We start from the raw sequence: 16374 nt of genomic DNA on the forward strand, positions 1-16374 counted from the left end.
GGGAGCCGCGGTTGCATGCCGGCTTCGCCCTTGGTCTTATAGCACCCTGAACACTGCGCCGTGATGGCGTGAAGGGGGCGAGGGTGGACGACAATCTCCGCAAAGCGGCACTGGATTATCACCGCTATCCGCGCCCCGGGAAGCTCGCCATCGAGCCCACCAAGCGCATGGCAACCCAGCGCGATCTCGCTCTTGCCTATTCCCCCGGCGTCGCCGCCGCCTGCCAGGCCATCACCGCCGATCCGGACGACGCCAAGCTCTACACTGCGCGCGGCAACCTCGTCGGCGTCATCTCCAACGGCACCGCCGTCCTCGGCCTCGGCAACATCGGGGCCCTCGCCTCCAAGCCGGTGATGGAGGGCAAGGCCGTCCTCTTCAAGAAATTCGCCGGCATCGACGTCTTCGACATCGAGGTGGATGCGGCTGACCCCGACCGTTTCTGCGACGTCGTCGCCGCCCTCGAGCCGACCTTCGGTGCCATCAACCTCGAAGACATCAAGGCGCCGGAATGCTTCACGATCGAAGCGACCCTGCGCGAGCGTATGAAGATCCCGGTCTTTCATGACGACCAGCACGGCACCGCCATCACGGTCGCCGCCGCGGTGCGCAACGGCCTGCAGCTGCAGGGCAAGAGCCTCGACCAGATCAAGGTGGTGACGTCCGGCGCCGGCGCCGCGGCGCTCGCCTGCATCGACTTGCTCGTGACCATGGGCCTGAAGGTCGAGAACGTCTTCCTGACCGACATCGAGGGTGTGGTCCATCGCGGCCGCAACAACATGGGCCCGAACCTCGCCCGCTACGCCAAGGACATCCCAGCCCGGACGCTGGAAGAGGTGCTGGAAGGCGCCGATCTCTTTCTCGGCCTCTCGGCGCCACGTGTGCTGAAGCGCGAATGGCTCGGCAAGCTCGCCCCGCGCCCGGTGATCATGGCGCTCGCCAATCCCGAGCCCGAAATTCTGCCCGAAATCGTCCGCGAGGACCGGCCGGACGCCATCATCGCGACCGGCCGCTCCGACTATCCGAACCAGGTCAACAACGTCCTCTGCTTCCCCTTCATCTTCCGCGGCGCCCTCGATTGCGGCGCGACCACGATCAACGAGGAGATGAAGCAGGCCGCGGTCGAGGCGCTGGCCAGTCTCGCCCGGATCGAGGCGAGCGAGACGGTGGTGGCCGCCTATGGCGGCGCCGCGCCGATCTTCGGGCCGGACTATATCATCCCGAAGCCCTTCGACCCGCGCCTGATCCTGGAGATTGCGCCGGCGGTCGCCCGCGCCGCCCATGCGAGCGGCGTCGCCCGCGCGCCGATCGAGGATTTCGCCCAGTACAAGCGCGAGTTGGAGCGCTTCACCTACCGCTCCGGCCAGCTCATGCGGCCGGTCATCGCCGCTGCCCAGCAGAGCCTGCGCACCATCGCCTATGGCGCGGGCGAGGACGAGCGCGTGCTGCGCGCCGTGCAGACGGTGGTGGATGACGGCATCGCCCGGCCCATCCTGATCGGCGCGCGCGCCACGATCGAGCGCAAGGTGCGTGAGATGGGCCTGCGGCTCGATCTCGACCAGGCCGTCACCATCCTCGACCCCGCGCGGGATACCGAGGTCTTCGCGCCGCTGCTCACCCGCTACAAGGCGCTGGCCGGGCGCCGCGGCATCCGGCCGGATGCCGCGGCCATCCTGGTGCGCAGCCAGCCCACCGTGTGCGCCTCCCTTCTGGTCGCCGAAGGCCTCGCCGATGCCGCGGTCTGCGGTGGTTCGGGCGATTGGTGGCGCCATCTGCAATTTGCGCTGCCCATCATCCCGCGCCGGCCCGGCGCTTCGCGCATCTACGCCATGACCGCCGTGATCCTGCAGGAAGGCCCGCTGTTCTTCTGCGACACCCATATGAACGTCGATCCGACCTCGGAGCAGGTCGCGGAAATGACGGCGCTCGCCGCCGAAGCGGTCTCATCTTTTGGGATTACGCCGAAGGTGGCCCTGCTCTCACACTCCTCCTTCGGGTCGAGCAACACGGAGTCGGCGCGCAAGATGCGCCGGGCCCTGCCGCTCATCCACGAGCGCATGCCCGAGCTCGAGGTCGACGGTGAAATGCAGGCCGATGCGGCGCTGGCGGAAGCCACCCGCGCCCGCGCCATCGAGGGCAGCACGCTGACCGGGACGGCCAATCTCCTCATCATGCCGACGCTGGATTCCGCCAACATCGCCTTCAACCTCATCAAGGCCTCGGGCGACGGCCTGCAGGTGGGCCCGCTGTTGCTCGGCCTCACCAAGCCCGTGCACATCCTGGTGCCAACGGCGACCGCACGCGCCATCATCAACATCAGCGCCATCGCCGCCGCGGAAGCAAATTCACGTCGTTGAGACTCGGCATTTTTTCGGTTCCCCCTACATTCGTCTGCGGGTCAAACCGAATGGCGGCGGGAAGGCGTCCCAGAGGGTTGCTTTCTCGTTCGTATCAAGTCCTATCTAACCGTTAATAACTTCTGTGATCCGAGGTACGCGATGCCCGCCAAACCCCTGCGCAAAGCCGTCCTACCGGTCGCTGGCCTCGGGACCCGCTTCCTGCCTGCGACCAAGGCGATGCCGAAGGAAATGCTGACGGTCGTCGACCGGCCGCTCATTCAATATGCGGTGGACGAGGCGCGCGCCGCCGGCATCGAACAGTTCTGCATGGTCTCCGGCCGCGGCAAGACCGCGCTGATCGACCATTTCGACATTGCCTACGAATTGGAAGCGACGCTCAGCGAGCGCGGCAAGGAAGAGGTCCTGGCGCAGCTCAAGAAGACCCAGCTCGAGGCCGGCGCCATCAGCACCGTGCGCCAGCAGGAACCGCTCGGCCTCGGCCACGCGATCTGGTGCGCCCGCACCTTCATCGGCGACGACCCCTTCGCGATCCTCCTGCCGGACGATCTCGTGCTGTCCGACACGCCCTGCATGAGCCAGCTGGCCAAAGCGTATAACGAGACCGAGGGCAGCGTCGTCGCTGTGGTGGAAGTGCCGCGCGACCAGACCAACAAATACGGCATCCTCAAAACCGGCGAAGACGACGGCACGCTCGTCGAGGTCACCGGCCTGGTGGAGAAGCCGAAGCCCGAAGCCGCGCCCTCCAACCTCTCCATCATCGGCCGCTACGTGCTGATGCCCGAGGTCATCACCCATCTCAACAAGATGGAGCGCGGCGCCGGCAACGAGGTGCAGCTGACGGACGCGATGGCCAAGATGATCGGCCATTCGCCCTTCCATGGGCTTCGTTTCGAAGGCAAGCGCTTCGACTGCGGTGACAAGGTCGGCTTCCTCGAAGCCCAGATCGCCTTCGGTCTCGCGCGGCCCGATCTCGCGCCCGAAGTGCGCGCTTTCCTCAAGAAGTACACTGGCGACGCGGCGTAAGGACCTCCCATGGCATTTTCCCACAGCTTCAACCCGACCTCGCTCCGCGAATACGACATCCGCGGTGTCGTCGGAAAAACCCTGACGGAAGCGGACGGCTTCGCGATCGGCCGGACCTTCGGCAGTATCATCGCTCGCAAGGGCGGCTCGATCGTCGCCGTGGGCTATGACGGGCGCACCCATTCGCCGCAGCTCGAGCGTGCGCTGGTGGACGGGCTGAAGGCCTCCGGCATCAACGTGCTGCGCGTCGGCCGCGGGCCAACGCCGATGCTGTACTACGCCGCCTTCACCCGCGGCACGGATGGCGCGGTGATGGTGACGGGCAGCCACAACCCGCCGGAATACAACGGCTTCAAGATGATGGTCGGCAAGAAGCCCTTCTTCGGGAAGGACATCGCGGAGCTCGGCCAGCTCTCCGCCGCCGGTGACGTGGTGGAGGAAGGCGCCGGGCACGAAGAGACCGTCGACCTCTCCGACGACTATGTCGCCCGCCTTGCGCGCGACTATGACGGCGGCGAGCAGAAGCTGAAGATCGTGTGGGACAACGGCAATGGCGCCGCGGGCGAGGTGCTGAAGAAGCTCGTCACCCACATCCCGGGCGACCACACCATCATGTTCGGTGACATCGACGGGCATTTCCCGAACCACCATCCCGACCCGACGGTGCCGAAGAACCTCGAGGCGCTGATTGCCGCGGTGAAGGGCTCCGCCGCCGATCTCGGCATCGCCTTCGATGGCGACGCCGACCGCATCGGTGCGGTGGACGGCGAAGGCAACGTCTTCTTCGGCGACCAGCTGCTCGTGGTTCTTGCGCGCGACGTGCTGCGCGAGCGCCCGGGCTCCATCATCATCTCGGACGTCAAGGCGAGCCAGGTGCTCTTCGACGAGATCGCGGCCGCCGGTGGCGAGCCGCTGATGTGGAAGACCGGCCATAGCCTGATTAAGGCGAAGATGGCGGAGACCGGCTCGCCGCTTGCGGCCGAGATGTCCGGCCACGTCTTCTACGCCGACAAATGGTACGGCTTCGACGACGCGCTGTACGCCGCCGTCCGCCTCATCGGCATCGCCGCGCGCTCCCCGCTCAGCCTCGCCGAGATCCACGAGGCCCTGCCGACGGTGATCAACACGCCCGAACTGCGCTTTGAATGCGACGACGTGCGCAAGTTCGCCGTGATCCAGGAAGTCGCGGCACGGCTGAAGCAAGAGGGCGCGTCCGTCTCCGAGACCGACGGCGTGCGCGTGAAGACGGAGGACGGCTGGTGGCTGCTGCGCGCCTCCAACACCCAATCCGTGCTCGTCGCCCGCGCCGAAGCGAAGACCGCCGAAGGACTGGAGCGGCTCAAGGCGCTGCTGGTGGCGCAGCTCGAAGCCTCCGGCATCGAAGCGCCGGATTTCGAGGCCGCGGCCTCCGGCCACTGATCGGCGCTTGCTGATCTTTCTCTACGGCTCCCTCCGCGATCCGATCCTTCTGGGTCAGATCGCGGGGGATCCCCGCATCGGCCGCACGATCCGCCCGGCCCGGCTGCCGGGGTGGACGCGGGTGCATATCGGCAGCTGGAACGCCCGCTACGCCTCCGTCACGCGCAACCCGCGCCAGACGGTGGAAGGCTACGTCGCCCGCATCACCGCCCCGGCGCGTCCCCGGCTCGTCGCCTATGAAGGCGTCTCCTACGAATTTCGTCGCGTCCGCGCCGTCGTCGGTGACAGGCCTCGGATGGTCGGCATCTGGGTGGCGAAGGCCGTCACCCGTCGCCTGTGGCAGGACACGACCGATCCCGACCGCGTGCGCATGGAACGGGCGGCCACGCGCCACGCCTGACCATTGCGGTTAGTTATCAAAACTAACCAAATCAATTGGTTCTATGTAGAAACGAAATAGTCGCTGTCGTAGTTGCCGGCTGTCAACTTCCAAGACATGATCAGGCGGAAACTATGTCCGCACGCGCGGGTCGCCGGCCCAGTCGCGCACCGCGAATTCGATCGATTCTTGTGGCATCTCACAAAACGCCTGGACCGCGTGGCGCCGCACGAAGAACCGCCAGGTCTGGCGCGCGTCCGGGACCTTTGCGGCGAAGGCGGCCGGATCGAAGAGGGCGAGGTTGATGCCCCGACGCGGGTCGCGCACGGAGGAATAGAGGAGGAGCGCGATGCCGGCCTCGCGCGCGGTGTCCGCCAGTTGTTGGCAGGGACCATAGTCGACGGGATCGGTCCAAAGTGCGCGGTCGCGGTCGAGCGGCGGTGCCGTGAGATCGAGCGCCCGCTCGGTTTCGACGGAGACGGAGAAGGCGGTGTGCTCCAGCGCATTCGCCGGCAGCGTCATCTCAGGCGACTGGGCGTAGAAGAGCCAGCGGGAAAACGCGACCTCGGCAACCGCCGTCTGCGGTGCGGTCGCGCCATAGAAGCAGCCCTCCGGCTGATGGGCGCGGCGGAAGCGGCTGCCCGACGGATAAGGCCAGTAGCGGAAAGGCGTGAAGAGCAGGAAGTCCAGCCCGGCGCAGCTCGGCGGGAATTTGGGTTTGGAGCGGTCGATGATCCGCTCCAGCATCTCCTGCTCCACCAGATCGTCCACCAGCTTCATGGTGGAGACCCGCGCCTGGCTCTCGACCAGTCGCCAGGCGGCGCCCGCCCAGCGCCGGGCCTCAGAGGCGAGCGCGGTGGGCGTCCACATACTGCACGGTCTGGGTCAGTCCGCTGACCGTCTGGATGAGCTGGAAGGGGCTGTCGTGCAGGGCGGTGTTCGGCCCGCGCAGCCAGGACCGCGCGGCCACCGTGTCCCCGCCGACGATGGCGTCGAGCCCGCGGTAGAGCCGTATCAGGAGCACGGCGAGCTCGAAGGCCTTGGAGTCCGCCGGCAGATTGAACTCACCGGCCCGTAGGCGCGAGATCGACGCTTCTGAGAGGCCGAGGATACGGGCGAGGGCCCGGTTGGGGATGCCGAGATGATCTGCCGCCCGCGTGACGGCCTTGCCGACGACCTGCGCCTCCGTCGCGCTGGAAGAAGGGATCGCGGCCTGATCGGCTATCATTGCCTTTCCTTTGAAAGTTCTGCGGCGTTTTCTTTCCTCGGAAAGTAAGGCATCCGGCGCTGATCGGCAAGGCCCCTGGCACAGGGACGTGCGGCCTGCAAAACGCAGAAAGCCGCCCGAAGGCGGCTTTCCGTCAGTCAAGGCGCGCCGCGGTGCGGGCGGCTCAGTTCTCGCCCTGCGCCTTGGTGTAGCCATCCTTCCCATCAAAACGCTGCAGCTTCTCGACATGCATCCAGAGATGCTTGGCGCCGATCGCCGCCATCAGCGCGGCAATCTGCGCGTCGGCGCTTTCAGCAGGCGTGTCGAGCAGGAAGCGGCAGCGGAAGAGATCCACGAGGAAAGGCTGGCCGCTCAGCGCCGGCCAGACCTGAACGCCCCGGTTCTCGATCATCTTGAGCCCGAGGCCAGTGCCTGCGGCCGCAGCCTGAAGCGACGCCGCGAGCTCCGCCGGCCCCACACCAGTTTCGATGAACACGTCGAGCCCGGTCACCTGCCGCGTCTTCGGCGCCGGGTGCCAGACGCCAGCCGGCCAGTCCGGCAGGGTCAGCGGCTTGTACGCTCTGGATGCGTGGCTGCTGGTGCGACCGAGATTAGCGATCACCTGATCCGTATAGGCGGTGGTGCCGACGCCCTGCCCCTTGGGGGCGATGTCCCCCGTCAGGTTGCGGCCCTCTTCGAGGGTCACGAGCAGCGCCTGTTCAACCGTTTCCGCCGCGGCGAAATCGCCGATGTGGCGCAGCATCATGATGGCCGAGAGCAGGAGCGCCGTCGGATTGGCGAGGTCCTTGCCGGCAATCTGCGGTGCCGAACCATGCACCGCCTCGAACATCGCGGCGTGGTCACCGATGTTGGAGGAGGGCGCGACGCCGAGGCCGCCCACGAGGCCGGCGGCGAGATCGGAGATGATGTCCCCGTTCATGTTGGTGGCGACGACCACATCGAACTGTTCCGGCGCGATGACCATCTGGTGGGCGCAGTTATCGATGATCATGTGCGTGGGTGTGATCGCCGGATAGTCGGGCATGATGCGCTCGAAGACCCGCTTCATCATGCCCTCGGTGAGTTTCATGATGTTCGCCTTGGTGGCGCAGGTCAGCGTCTTGCGGCCCTCCGCCAGCGTCAGGGCAGCGGCCAGGCGCAGGATGCGTTCTGAGCCCGGCTCGGTGATCAGCTTGAGGCACTGGGCGGCGCCCGCCGTCTGCATGTGTTCGATGCCGGTGTAGAGGTCCTCCACGTTCTCGCGGACGATCACCATGTCGATCCCCCGGCCCGAGAAGGGCGTGCGGATGCCGGGCAACTCCCGGACCGGCCGGATATTGCCATACAGTTCGAAGAATTTTCGCAGGGTGACGTTGGCCGACTTCTCGCCGTAGCCCACCGGCGTTTCGAGCGGACCCTTCAGCACGATACGGTTGCGGGCGATGGAATCGAGGGTTTCCTGCGGCGCGCCCGAGGCGATGCCGCGCTTGAAAACCTCAGCCCCGGCCTCGGCTTCTTCCCATTCGATCTGCGCCCCGGCCGCCGCCAGGATCCGCTGCACGGCCCGCACCACCTCAGGCCCGATGCCATCTCCGGGAATCGCGGTGATCCGCGTCTTCACGCCGCTCACGGCTTTGTGGGGTGCTGTCTGCGCGTCCATGACGCCTCCTGCGATGGGGTGGAAGCGGCCGGTATTTGCGCGTCAGCGGCGCATGCTGCAAAGGAAGATGACGCCGACACACCTATGCAGGTTTATCATGCACTGCAACATGACGGGCATGATCGTTTCGTCTGGATGGCGGGCCGGGCCCTGCCGATGGGAGAATGGACTTGGGCTCTGCTGATGGCCGGATGATGGCCCCCGATTACCCTGACGCGCTCAATCCCGACCTGCTGCAGCGCATTCCGCTCGATGCCGACGTCATCCTCGACGTCGGCTGCCACAAGGGAATGCTCGGCGCCGCCTATCGCCAGATCAATCCCCGTGCGCGGTATCTCGGTGTGGAATCGAACGCCGAGGCTGCGCGCGTCGCCGCCTCCCGCCTGTCCGAAGTCGCGTGCATCGACGTCGAGCGCGACCCGCTGCCCTTCGAGGTGCCCGGCGGCTACGACTGCATCATCTACGGCGACGTGCTGGAGCATCTGCAGGACCCATGGACGATGATGCGGGCGCATGCCGCCCTCCTCAGCCCGCGCGGGGTCATGCTGATCTGCGTGCCGAATGCGGCGCACTGGTCCGTGCCGCTCCGCCTGATCAACGGCACCTTCGATTACGAGGACCAAGGCGTGCTCGACCGCACGCATCTGCGCTGGTTCACGCTCGCCACCATGGAGAAGGCGCTGGGCGCGACAGGCCTGCAGATCTGCGACGTGACGCCGCGCATCTTCGATCAGGCGGGGGCGGATGCGGCCGCCGATGCACTCAAGCCCGTGCTGGACGGGATGGGCGTTTCGCGCGAGCAGTTCCTGGCGCGCAGCGCCCCGCTGCAATACATCTGGCGGGCCCGCCGCACGCCGCTGCAGCCGATCGCCATCCGCTCCACCATGCTCAAGCCGTTTGGTGCGGTGAGCGACGTGCGCGTGCTCTATCCGCTGCGCGCGCTGAAGAGCGACCCCTCCGTCACCGTGCAGGTCGGCGACATCGACGCCTTCCCGCCGCCGAGCGACCGCCAGCCCGGCATCTGCGTGCTGCACCGCCCCCTGCTGCTCGGCGATAACGGCGTCCAGCTCTTCCGCTACCTGCACGAGCGCGGCTTCCTCGTCGTCACCGAATTCGACGATTTTCCCGACTTCATGCCGCAGCTGCAGGACGAGAGTCTGATGAACTTCCGCGCCGCTCATGCCGTGCAGACGAGCACCGAGGTGCTGGCCGAGACCCTCCGGCTGCAGAACGCCGAAGTCGCCGTCTTTCCCAACGCCATTCCCGAGCTGCTGCCGGCGGCCAATTTCGGCACTCCGGAGCGCCTGACGCTCTTCTTCGGCGCGATCAACCGCGAGGCCGACTGGCAGCCGTTCATGCCCGCCCTCAATGCCGCCGCCTCTGTGCTGGGCGAGCGGCTGCAGTTTCAGGTGGTGCACGACCAACGCTTCTTCGACGCGCTGGACACGCCGCACAAGACCTTCACGCCGACGACCGACCACCGCACCTATCTCGGCATCCTCGCGAAGTCCGAGATCAACTTCATGCCGCTGCGCGACACGCCCTTCAACCGCGCCAAATCGGACCTGAAGTTCATCGAATCCGCGGCGGCCCGCGCCGTCGCCCTGGCGAGCCCCGTGGTCTATGAAAACGCCATCGAAGACGGCGTGACCGGCCTGATCTTCCGCAGCGAGGCCGATCTCTACGAGAAGATCATCCGCCTGGTGACGGCGCCCGATCTCGGCCTGCACATCGGCAATGCCGCCCGCCGCATGGTGGCCGAAAGCCGCATGCAGGCCTATGGCGTCGGCGCACGTATCCGATGGTACCGCAGCCTGCTCGAACGCCGGGCGGAGTTGACGGAGGCGCTCTATGCCCGCGTGCCTGATCTCCGACCCTGAGGATCAGACCATGTCCTGCATCGCAGACGCTGCATGAGCGACGATCCACAGGCCTTCTTCGAGGCCGTCCGCAACGGGGATCTGCCCCGTATCACCGCCCTGCTTGCGGCGGGCGTGGATCCGAACCAGCCGGATGCGCGCGGTTTCCCGCCGCTCATCCTCGCCGCCTATAACGGCCAAGGGCGGGCGGTAGAGATGCTGCTCGCGGCCGGCGCACGGGTGGACGAGCGTGATGCCAAGGGCGCGACGGCGCTGGCCGGTGTCGCTTTCAAGGATGACGTGGCGATCGGCCGGCGCCTGCTCGCGGCTGGCGCCGACCCGAATGCCGCGGACGCCAACGGCCGCACGCCGCTGATCTTCGCCGCGATGTTCGGCCGCCTCGGCATGGTCGAGCTGTTGCTCGGCGCCGGCGGTGACCCGCGGATCGCGGATGCCGAGGGAAAGACCGCCATCGATCTCGCCCAGAGCCATCCGCCGGTCCGCGACAGGCTGGCGCGGGCCTGAGCCTCAGCCCTCGGCGGCGGCGCCGATGCCGGGACGTTGCAGAATCGACAGGAATTCCTTGCGGGTCGTCGCATTGGTGCGGAAGACGCCGAGCATGCGGCTGGTGACGAGGCTGGTGCCCGGGCGGTGCACGCCGCGGCAGGTCATGCACTGGTGGGTCGCTTCGACGACGACGGCGACGCCATGGGGCTGCAGCACCTCGTCCAGCGTATTGGCGATCTGCGCCGTCATCTTCTCCTGGATCTGGAGCCGTTTGGCATAGGCATCGACCACGCGGGCGAGCTTGCTGATGCCGACGACGCGGCTCTTCGGCATGTAGGCGACGTGCGCGCGGCCGACGATGGTCGCCATGTGATGTTCGCAGCAGCTCTCGAAGCGGATGTCCCGGAGCAGGATCATCTCGTCGTAGCCTTCGACCTCCGAGAAGGTGCGATTGAGCAGCGCATAGGGATCGATCTCGTAGCCGGCAAAATACTCGCGGTACGCGCGCGTCACGCGGCCCGGCGTATCGAGCAGGCCTTCGCGCGTCGGGTCGTCACCGGCCCAGCGCAGGAGGGTACGGACGGCCTCTTCGGCTTCTTCACGGGACGGGCGTTTGCTGTCGTTGGACGACTCGGCCATGGCGATATCCACTACTGTTCCATTCTCGGCAGCGTGAGGCCGCCGGACGTGCCCAATACGTGCGAGACGACCTCGCGGATCTTCCGGAGGTCAGGGAGTCTCCGCCGGCGGCAGCCCGCGGAACCCCTCTCCCTCAAGAACGGAAAGCGTCATGAAGGGATATCCGGCAAAACGCAACGTGACCGGCGGCAGGATCTGGAGGCTGCGAAAGAGGGGAGCGAAACGATCGGCCAGCGCGGCCGCATGCGTGTCCGGCACGAGGATGAGCATGGGATGGCCGAGGAAGCGATCGGCCGGAGCGACGATTCCGTATTGCCGCGAGTCCGCCGCGAGGACCGTCACCGGAATCTGCCCGCCTAAGGCGTAATCCACCTTGCCGGCGTCGTTCCACCGCGACACGGCAACGACCAGACCCGGGCGATTCAGCAGACCACGCACCGCGAGGGCCGGCTTCAGCCCATTCCAGTCGATGCCGCCCGCCGCGTCCTTCGCATGGGCCAGCAGGGCAGGGCCGAAGAGGACGGTCAGCCAATTGATGCGCATCTGCGCGCCAGCCAGCGCCAGGGCGAGCAGCACGAAGGCGATGGTGCCGCCAATGACACGGCGCAGCCGCGGCGCGCCCGCTTGCAGCCGGCGCGCGACCTCGGCGCCGAGCAGCGGGAAGAGCATCAGCGTCCCGGGTGCCGACCAGTGATAGAGGATGTGGCGGGAGGACCAGACGGAGACCAGGGCGAAGAGCAGGATGGGCGTCGCCGCCAGCAGGGCGAGGAACCAGCCGACCAGCTCCGCCGGGCCGCGGCGCAGCGCCCGCAGCCAGAGCAGGATCATCGGCAGCCAGATCCAGGGCAGGACGAAGAGGGCTTCACCCGCCCAGACCACGAAGGGACCCCAGGGCTGGAAGCGCAAGCCCCCGGCACGATCGCCCTGGAAGGCGAAGGACGCCCAGTGATGGTCGGCGTTCCAGAGGATGACGGGCAGGAAGACCGCGACGGAGAGCAGGCCGGCGACCCAGGGTTCGGGACGCAGAAGCCAGCGCCGGCCCTCGCTTGTCGTGACGAGGTAGAGGGGCAGGCCGAGCAGCACCAGCGCGCCGTTGTATTTGGACAGCATGGCGAGGCCGGCGCAGAGGCCGGCGGCCAGCCAGTCGGCCCAAGGCCGGCGGGAGGGCAGCAGTTTCACGGCACGCAGCGAGAACCAGAGGAAGCCCATCAGGGCGCAGTCGAGCGGACCGTCGGGCAGCACCCAGCCGCCCGTCGTCACCGCATAGACGGGCGACAGGTTGAGCAGCAGGGCTGCCCAGAAACCGGCGCGGTCGCTCTGAAACAGATCCCGCGTGACGCGGCCCATCATCCAGGTGGTCAGCGCAAAGAGGGCGATGAAGGGCAGGCGGACCACGACCGGCGCATCCGCGCCTGTGATCCACATGATCCCATGCGTCAGCCACCAGGCGATGGGCGGGTGATCGAAATAGGAGAGTTCGAGATGGCGGCTCGCCGCCACCATGTAGGTCTCGTCGATGCCGAGCCCCAAGGCCCAGCCCATGATCAGGCGAAGGAGGGTCGAGACGAGAATGAGCCAGAGGAGAGGAGACACGAGCGGCAGCGGCCCTTCGTTCGACGACAGCGGGCAGGGATTGCCCTGCCCGCTGAGAAGCCGGCGAGACTTAGCCGATCAGTGGTTGTTGCGCGACTCCCCGCGCGTCTCAAGCACGTTGATGTATTGGGTCGCCGGCTCCAGACAGGCGCCAGTGCCCATCTGCCCCACCATGCTGCGGTAGATCTCCTCCCACGGCGTCTTGTTCTCGAGCACCGGCGGCTTGTAGGCCGCGCGGCGCGCCGCGATCTCGTCATCCGAAATCAGCACGTCGACCCGGCGCTCGTTGAGGTCGATGCGGATCTGATCGCCGCTGCGGAGCAGCGCGAGCGTGCCGCCGACGGCCGCCTCGGGCGAGATGTTGAGGATCGAGGGGCTGCCCGAGGTGCCGGACTGGCGGCCGTCGCCCATGGTGGGCAGCGCATTCACGCCGCGCTTCAGCAGCACCGCCGGCGGCTGCATGTTCACGACTTCCGCGCTGCCCGGATAGCCCACGGGGCCAACGTTGCGGATGATGAGCACGCTGTCCTCGGTGACGCCGAGATCCGGTTCCTCGATGCGCGCGTGGTAATCCTCCGGCCCCTCGAAGATCACGGCCTTCCCGATAAAGACGTTGGGATGGGCGGGATCACTCAAGAAGCGGCTGCGGAACTCCTCGTCTATCACGCTGGTCTTCATCACCGCGCTTTCGAAGATATTGCCGGAGAGCACGACGTAACCCGCCTGCTCCTTCAGCGGATTCTCATAGGCGCGGATGACCTCGCGGTCCCCATCTTCGACGCCTGCCAGGTTCTCGGCGAGGGTCTTGCCTGTGACCGTCATGACCGAGCCGTCGATCTTGCCGGCCTTCAGCAGCTCCTTCATCACCGCGGGCACGCCGCCGGCGCGGTGAAAGCTTTCGCCGAGGAAGCGACCGGCCGGCTGCATGTCCACCAGCAGCGGGATTTCGGGGCCGAGGCGCTGCCAGTCTTCCAGGCTATGGGCGACGCCCATGTGGCGGGCGATCGCCACCATGTGGATGGGGCAGTTGGAGGAGGCGCCCAGCGCCGCAGCGGCGACGACCGCATTCTCGAAAGCTGCCTTGGTCATGATGTCCGAGGGGCGCAGGTTCTCATGCACCATCTCGACGATGCGACGGCCCGTGGCATAGGCGATCTGGCCGCGCTCCCGATAGGGCGCGGGAATGGCGGCGCAGCCGGGCAGGGACATGCCGAGCGCTTCCGCGAGACCGTTCATCGAACTCGCCGTGCCCATGGTGTTGCAATGGCCGACGGAGGGCGCCGAGGCCGAGACCATCTCCATGAACTCTTCGTAGCCGATTTCGCCCTCGGCATAGAGCTTGCGCGCATGCCAGACGACGGTGCCGGAGCCCGCGAGCTTGCCCTTGAACCAGCCGTCGAGCATCGGGCCGCCGGAGAGGACGATGGCCGGGATGTTCACCGTCGCCGCGCCCATCAGCAGGGCCGGCGTCGTCTTGTCGCAGCCCGCCGTCAGTACCACGCCGTCCAGCGGATAGCCGTGCAGCACTTCGACGAGAGAGAGATAGGCGAGGTTGCGGTCGAGCGCCGCCGTCGGCCGTTTGCCGGTCTCCTGGATCGGATGGCAGGGAAATTCCAGCGGAACGCCGCCCAGCTCGCGAATGCCGTCGCGCACGCGATGGGCGAGGTCGATGTGGTGGCGGTTGCAGGGCGAGAGATCTGAGCCGGTCTGAGCGATGCCGATGATGGGGCGGCCGGATTGCAGCTCGGCCCGGGTGAGGCCGAAATTCATGTAGCGCTCCAGATAGAGCGCGGTCATGCCGGGATCATGCGGATTGTCGAACCAGCGGCGGCTGCGCAGCCGCTTCGGGCCGTCGCTGTTATCGTTATCGTTATTGGCCATCGAGGAAGTCCCTGTCTCTCGTCTCACCCTGCCCGCCTGCAAGCCTGCAGAGGGCCATGCTTCGGCGAAGCCGCGTTGCGGCGGGAAAGGCTGCCCCCCGAGCCAGGGCCTGTCAACCGATGAGCGCTTGCGGCAAGCTGCTAAAATCCGAGATGCGAGGAGATTTGCGATGGACCCGTCGAGCCTCACCTGCCTCATCCTGGAGCGCGAGGAGGGCTTCGCCATTCTCCGTCTCAACCGGCCCCAGGCACTCAACGCCCTCAACGCCCAGATGATGGACGAGATGAGCGCGGTCATCCCCGTGCTCGATGCCGACCCCGACGTGCGGGCCATCATCCTGACGGGGTCCGAGAAGGCCTTCGCCGCCGGCGCGGACATCAAGGAGATGGCGGGGAAGAGCTTTGCCGAAGCGGTGGCCGAAGACTTCATCACCCGCAACTGGGAGGCGGTGGCGCGTTGCCGCACGCCCGTCATCGCAGCGGTCGCGGGCTACGCGCTGGGCGGCGGCTGCGAGCTTGCGATGATGTGCGACATCATCCTCGCGGCCGAGACGGCGAAGTTCGGCCAGCCCGAGATCACCCTCGGCATTCCGCCCGGAGCGGGCGGCAGCCAGCGTCTGCCGCGCGCCATCGGCAAGGCGAAGGCGATGGAGATGGTGCTGACGGGCCGGATGATGGACGCGGCGGAAGCCGAACGCGCCGGCCTCGTCAGCCGCGTGGTGCCGGCGGAGGCGCTGATGGATGAAGCGCGGGCGGTGGCCCGCAAGATCGCCGGTCTATCGCCGCTCACGACCGTGCTCGCCAAGGAGCTGGTCAACGCCGCTTACGAGACGCCGCTCGCCCAGGGAATCCGGCAGGAGCGCCGCATCTTCCACGCGGCCTTCGGCACGGAGGACCAGAAGGAGGGCATGGCGGCCTTCGTCGAAAAGCGGAAACCGGCGTTCAAGGGGACATAGCGTTCAGCCGCCGCCGATGATCGCCATCAGCGCGTCCGCTGCACGGCTGCGATAGCGCTCGGTGCGGCGGAGCAGGGAAAAGGGGCGATCGGGCAGGCGGAGATCGACCGCCTGCAGCAGACCGGCTTCGAGGCTGGGTGCGGCGACCGAGGCGGAGAGCGCGGTTGCGCCCAGGCCGGCTTCCACCGCCCCGCGCACCGCTTCGTTCGAGGGCAGTTCCAGCACGATCTTGAGGGCAGAAGGTGCAAGGCCGAAGCCTTCGATCGCCGCTTCGAAGACCGAGCGCGTGCCCGAGCCCGGCTCGCGCAGCACCCATTCGCCTTCGGCCAGGCGCCGCGGGTCGAAGCCCCGCTGCTCCGCCCAGGGGTGATCGGGGGCCACCAGCACCACGAGCTGGTCGCGCGCCACCTGTTCGCTGATCAGCGCCGGGTCCTCGATCGCGCCTTCGATGAAGCCGAGTTCGGCCGCCCCTTCATGCACGGCGGCCGCCACCTGCGCCGTATTGCCGATGGTCAGCGCAATCTCCACCCCCGGATGCGCCTGACGAAAGGCCGCGAGATGGCGCGGCAGCCAGTAGCTGGCGATGGTCTGGCTCGCCTGCAGCGTGAGCGTGCCGCGCTTGAGCGCGCCCAGTTCCGAGAGCACGAGTTCGGCCGCCTCGGCCCGCGCCAGGACGGCCCGCGCCTCGCTGAGAAAGACCGCCCCCGCTTCCGTCAGCGCGATGCCACGGCCGACGCGGTGGAAGAGCTTCGCCCCATAGCGGCTTTCGAGCCCGGCAACCGCGGCGCTCACCGCCGATTGGGCGAGACCCAGCGCCTCGGCCGCGCGCGTCATGTGCTGCCGCTCGGCCACCGCCGTGAAGACCCGCAGCTGCTCCAGGGTCATCATCGGGCGC

General features: G+C 67.3%; 14 protein-coding genes. 7 read left to right on the top strand and 7 right to left on the bottom strand.

The genetic code is table 11. The annotated features are described in order from the left end of the window. Nucleotides 1-83: 83 nt before the first annotated feature. The 4 genes from ACYQ6W_RS08520 (at nucleotide 84) to ACYQ6W_RS08535 (ending at nucleotide 5199) form a co-directional block, all read left to right on the top strand. Complete coding sequence (locus tag ACYQ6W_RS08520) at nucleotides 84-2354, top strand: NADP-dependent malic enzyme (RefSeq protein ID WP_459674741.1); 2271 nt, start codon at nucleotides 84-86, stop codon at nucleotides 2352-2354. Between the two features lie 141 nt (nucleotides 2355-2495). Continuing rightward, the gene (galU, locus tag ACYQ6W_RS08525) at nucleotides 2496-3380 is read left to right on the top strand and encodes a UTP--glucose-1-phosphate uridylyltransferase GalU (protein WP_459674742.1); all 885 of its coding nucleotides are present in this window, start codon (nucleotides 2496-2498) and stop codon (nucleotides 3378-3380) included. 9 nt (nucleotides 3381-3389) lie between these two features. After that, on the top strand, nucleotides 3390-4799 hold the full coding sequence (gene pgmG, locus ACYQ6W_RS08530; protein WP_459674743.1) for a phosphoglucomutase/phosphomannomutase PgmG: 1410 nt from the start codon (nucleotides 3390-3392) through the stop codon (nucleotides 4797-4799). A gap of 7 nt (nucleotides 4800-4806) precedes the next feature. Then, nucleotides 4807-5199, top strand: a complete 393-nt coding sequence (locus ACYQ6W_RS08535) for a gamma-glutamylcyclotransferase family protein (RefSeq protein WP_459674744.1) — start codon at nucleotides 4807-4809, stop codon at nucleotides 5197-5199. Nucleotides 5200-5310: 111 nt separating this feature from the next. Here ACYQ6W_RS08535 and ACYQ6W_RS08540 read toward each other — a convergent pair whose 3' ends face one another. From ACYQ6W_RS08540 to ACYQ6W_RS08550, 3 genes are all read right to left on the bottom strand, one after another. Then, nucleotides 5311-6048 carry an RES family NAD+ phosphorylase gene (locus tag ACYQ6W_RS08540; protein WP_459674745.1) on the bottom strand — a complete coding sequence of 246 codons (738 nt, stop codon included), beginning with the start codon at nucleotides 6046-6048 and terminating at the stop codon, nucleotides 5311-5313. After that, entirely contained in the window at nucleotides 6020-6406 is a 387-nt protein-coding gene (locus ACYQ6W_RS08545; protein WP_459674746.1) for an MbcA/ParS/Xre antitoxin family protein, read from the bottom strand. Before ACYQ6W_RS08545 ends, ACYQ6W_RS08540 begins: the two co-directional genes overlap by 29 nt. A gap of 163 nt (nucleotides 6407-6569) precedes the next feature. After that, nucleotides 6570-8045, bottom strand: a complete 1476-nt coding sequence (locus ACYQ6W_RS08550) for an NADP-dependent isocitrate dehydrogenase (RefSeq protein WP_459674747.1) — start codon at nucleotides 8043-8045, stop codon at nucleotides 6570-6572. A gap of 170 nt (nucleotides 8046-8215) precedes the next feature. Between ACYQ6W_RS08550 and ACYQ6W_RS08555 the strand changes: the two genes are divergently transcribed. Both ACYQ6W_RS08555 and ACYQ6W_RS08560 read left to right on the top strand, forming a co-directional pair. Further along, entirely contained in the window at nucleotides 8216-9925 is a 1710-nt protein-coding gene (locus ACYQ6W_RS08555; RefSeq protein ID WP_459674748.1) for a methyltransferase domain-containing protein, read from the top strand. 33 nt (nucleotides 9926-9958) lie between these two features. Next, nucleotides 9959-10429, top strand: a complete 471-nt coding sequence (locus ACYQ6W_RS08560; protein ID WP_459674749.1) for an ankyrin repeat domain-containing protein — start codon at nucleotides 9959-9961, stop codon at nucleotides 10427-10429. A gap of 3 nt (nucleotides 10430-10432) precedes the next feature. Here ACYQ6W_RS08560 and folE read toward each other — a convergent pair whose 3' ends face one another. The 3 genes from folE to ACYQ6W_RS08575 form a co-directional block, all read right to left on the bottom strand. Continuing rightward, nucleotides 10433-11050 carry a GTP cyclohydrolase I FolE gene (gene folE, locus ACYQ6W_RS08565; RefSeq protein WP_459674750.1) on the bottom strand — a complete coding sequence of 206 codons (618 nt, stop codon included), beginning with the start codon at nucleotides 11048-11050 and terminating at the stop codon, nucleotides 10433-10435. Nucleotides 11051-11140: 90 nt separating this feature from the next. Beyond that, entirely contained in the window at nucleotides 11141-12643 is a 1503-nt protein-coding gene (locus ACYQ6W_RS08570; RefSeq protein ID WP_459674751.1) for a glycosyltransferase family 39 protein, read from the bottom strand. 78 nt (nucleotides 12644-12721) lie between these two features. Continuing rightward, nucleotides 12722-14524 (bottom strand): IlvD/Edd family dehydratase, encoded by a 1803-nt coding sequence (locus tag ACYQ6W_RS08575; protein ID WP_459674752.1) that lies wholly within the window; start codon nucleotides 14522-14524, stop codon nucleotides 12722-12724. Nucleotides 14525-14693: 169 nt separating this feature from the next. Here ACYQ6W_RS08575 and ACYQ6W_RS08580 point away from each other — a divergent pair, with 169 nt between their 5' ends. Further along, on the top strand, nucleotides 14694-15479 hold the full coding sequence (locus tag ACYQ6W_RS08580; RefSeq protein WP_459674753.1) for an enoyl-CoA hydratase: 786 nt from the start codon (nucleotides 14694-14696) through the stop codon (nucleotides 15477-15479). A 3-nt stretch (nucleotides 15480-15482) separates the two neighbouring features. Here the strand turns inward: ACYQ6W_RS08580 and ACYQ6W_RS08585 are convergent, their stop codons facing one another. Beyond that, entirely contained in the window at nucleotides 15483-16364 is an 882-nt protein-coding gene (locus ACYQ6W_RS08585; RefSeq protein WP_459674833.1) for a LysR family transcriptional regulator, read from the bottom strand. Between the last annotated feature and the right edge of the window lie 10 nt (nucleotides 16365-16374).

This window comes from Acidisoma sp. 7E03, from assembly GCF_054665075.1.

Bases quoted from the DNA above. Each gene is read 5' to 3' on its own strand.
- galU (WP_459674742.1), top strand. From the start codon at position 2,496: ATGCCCGCCAAACCCCTGCGCAAAGCCGTCCTACCGGTCGCTGGCCTC.
- pgmG (WP_459674743.1), top strand. From the start codon at position 3,390: ATGGCATTTTCCCACAGCTTCAACCCGACCTCGCTCCGCGAATACGAC.
- ACYQ6W_RS08540 (WP_459674745.1), bottom strand. From the start codon at position 6,048: ATGTGGACGCCCACCGCGCTCGCCTCTGAGGCCCGGCGCTGGGCGGGC.
- ACYQ6W_RS08545 (WP_459674746.1), bottom strand. From the start codon at position 6,406: ATGATAGCCGATCAGGCCGCGATCCCTTCTTCCAGCGCGACGGAGGCG.
- ACYQ6W_RS08550 (WP_459674747.1), bottom strand. From the start codon at position 8,045: ATGGACGCGCAGACAGCACCCCACAAAGCCGTGAGCGGCGTGAAGACG.
- ACYQ6W_RS08560 (WP_459674749.1), top strand. From the start codon at position 9,959: ATGAGCGACGATCCACAGGCCTTCTTCGAGGCCGTCCGCAACGGGGAT.
- folE (WP_459674750.1), bottom strand. From the start codon at position 11,050: ATGGCCGAGTCGTCCAACGACAGCAAACGCCCGTCCCGTGAAGAAGCC.
- ACYQ6W_RS08575 (WP_459674752.1), bottom strand. From the start codon at position 14,524: ATGGCCAATAACGATAACGATAACAGCGACGGCCCGAAGCGGCTGCGC.
- ACYQ6W_RS08580 (WP_459674753.1), top strand. From the start codon at position 14,694: ATGGACCCGTCGAGCCTCACCTGCCTCATCCTGGAGCGCGAGGAGGGC.
- ACYQ6W_RS08585 (WP_459674833.1), bottom strand. From the start codon at position 16,364: ATGACCCTGGAGCAGCTGCGGGTCTTCACGGCGGTGGCCGAGCGGCAG.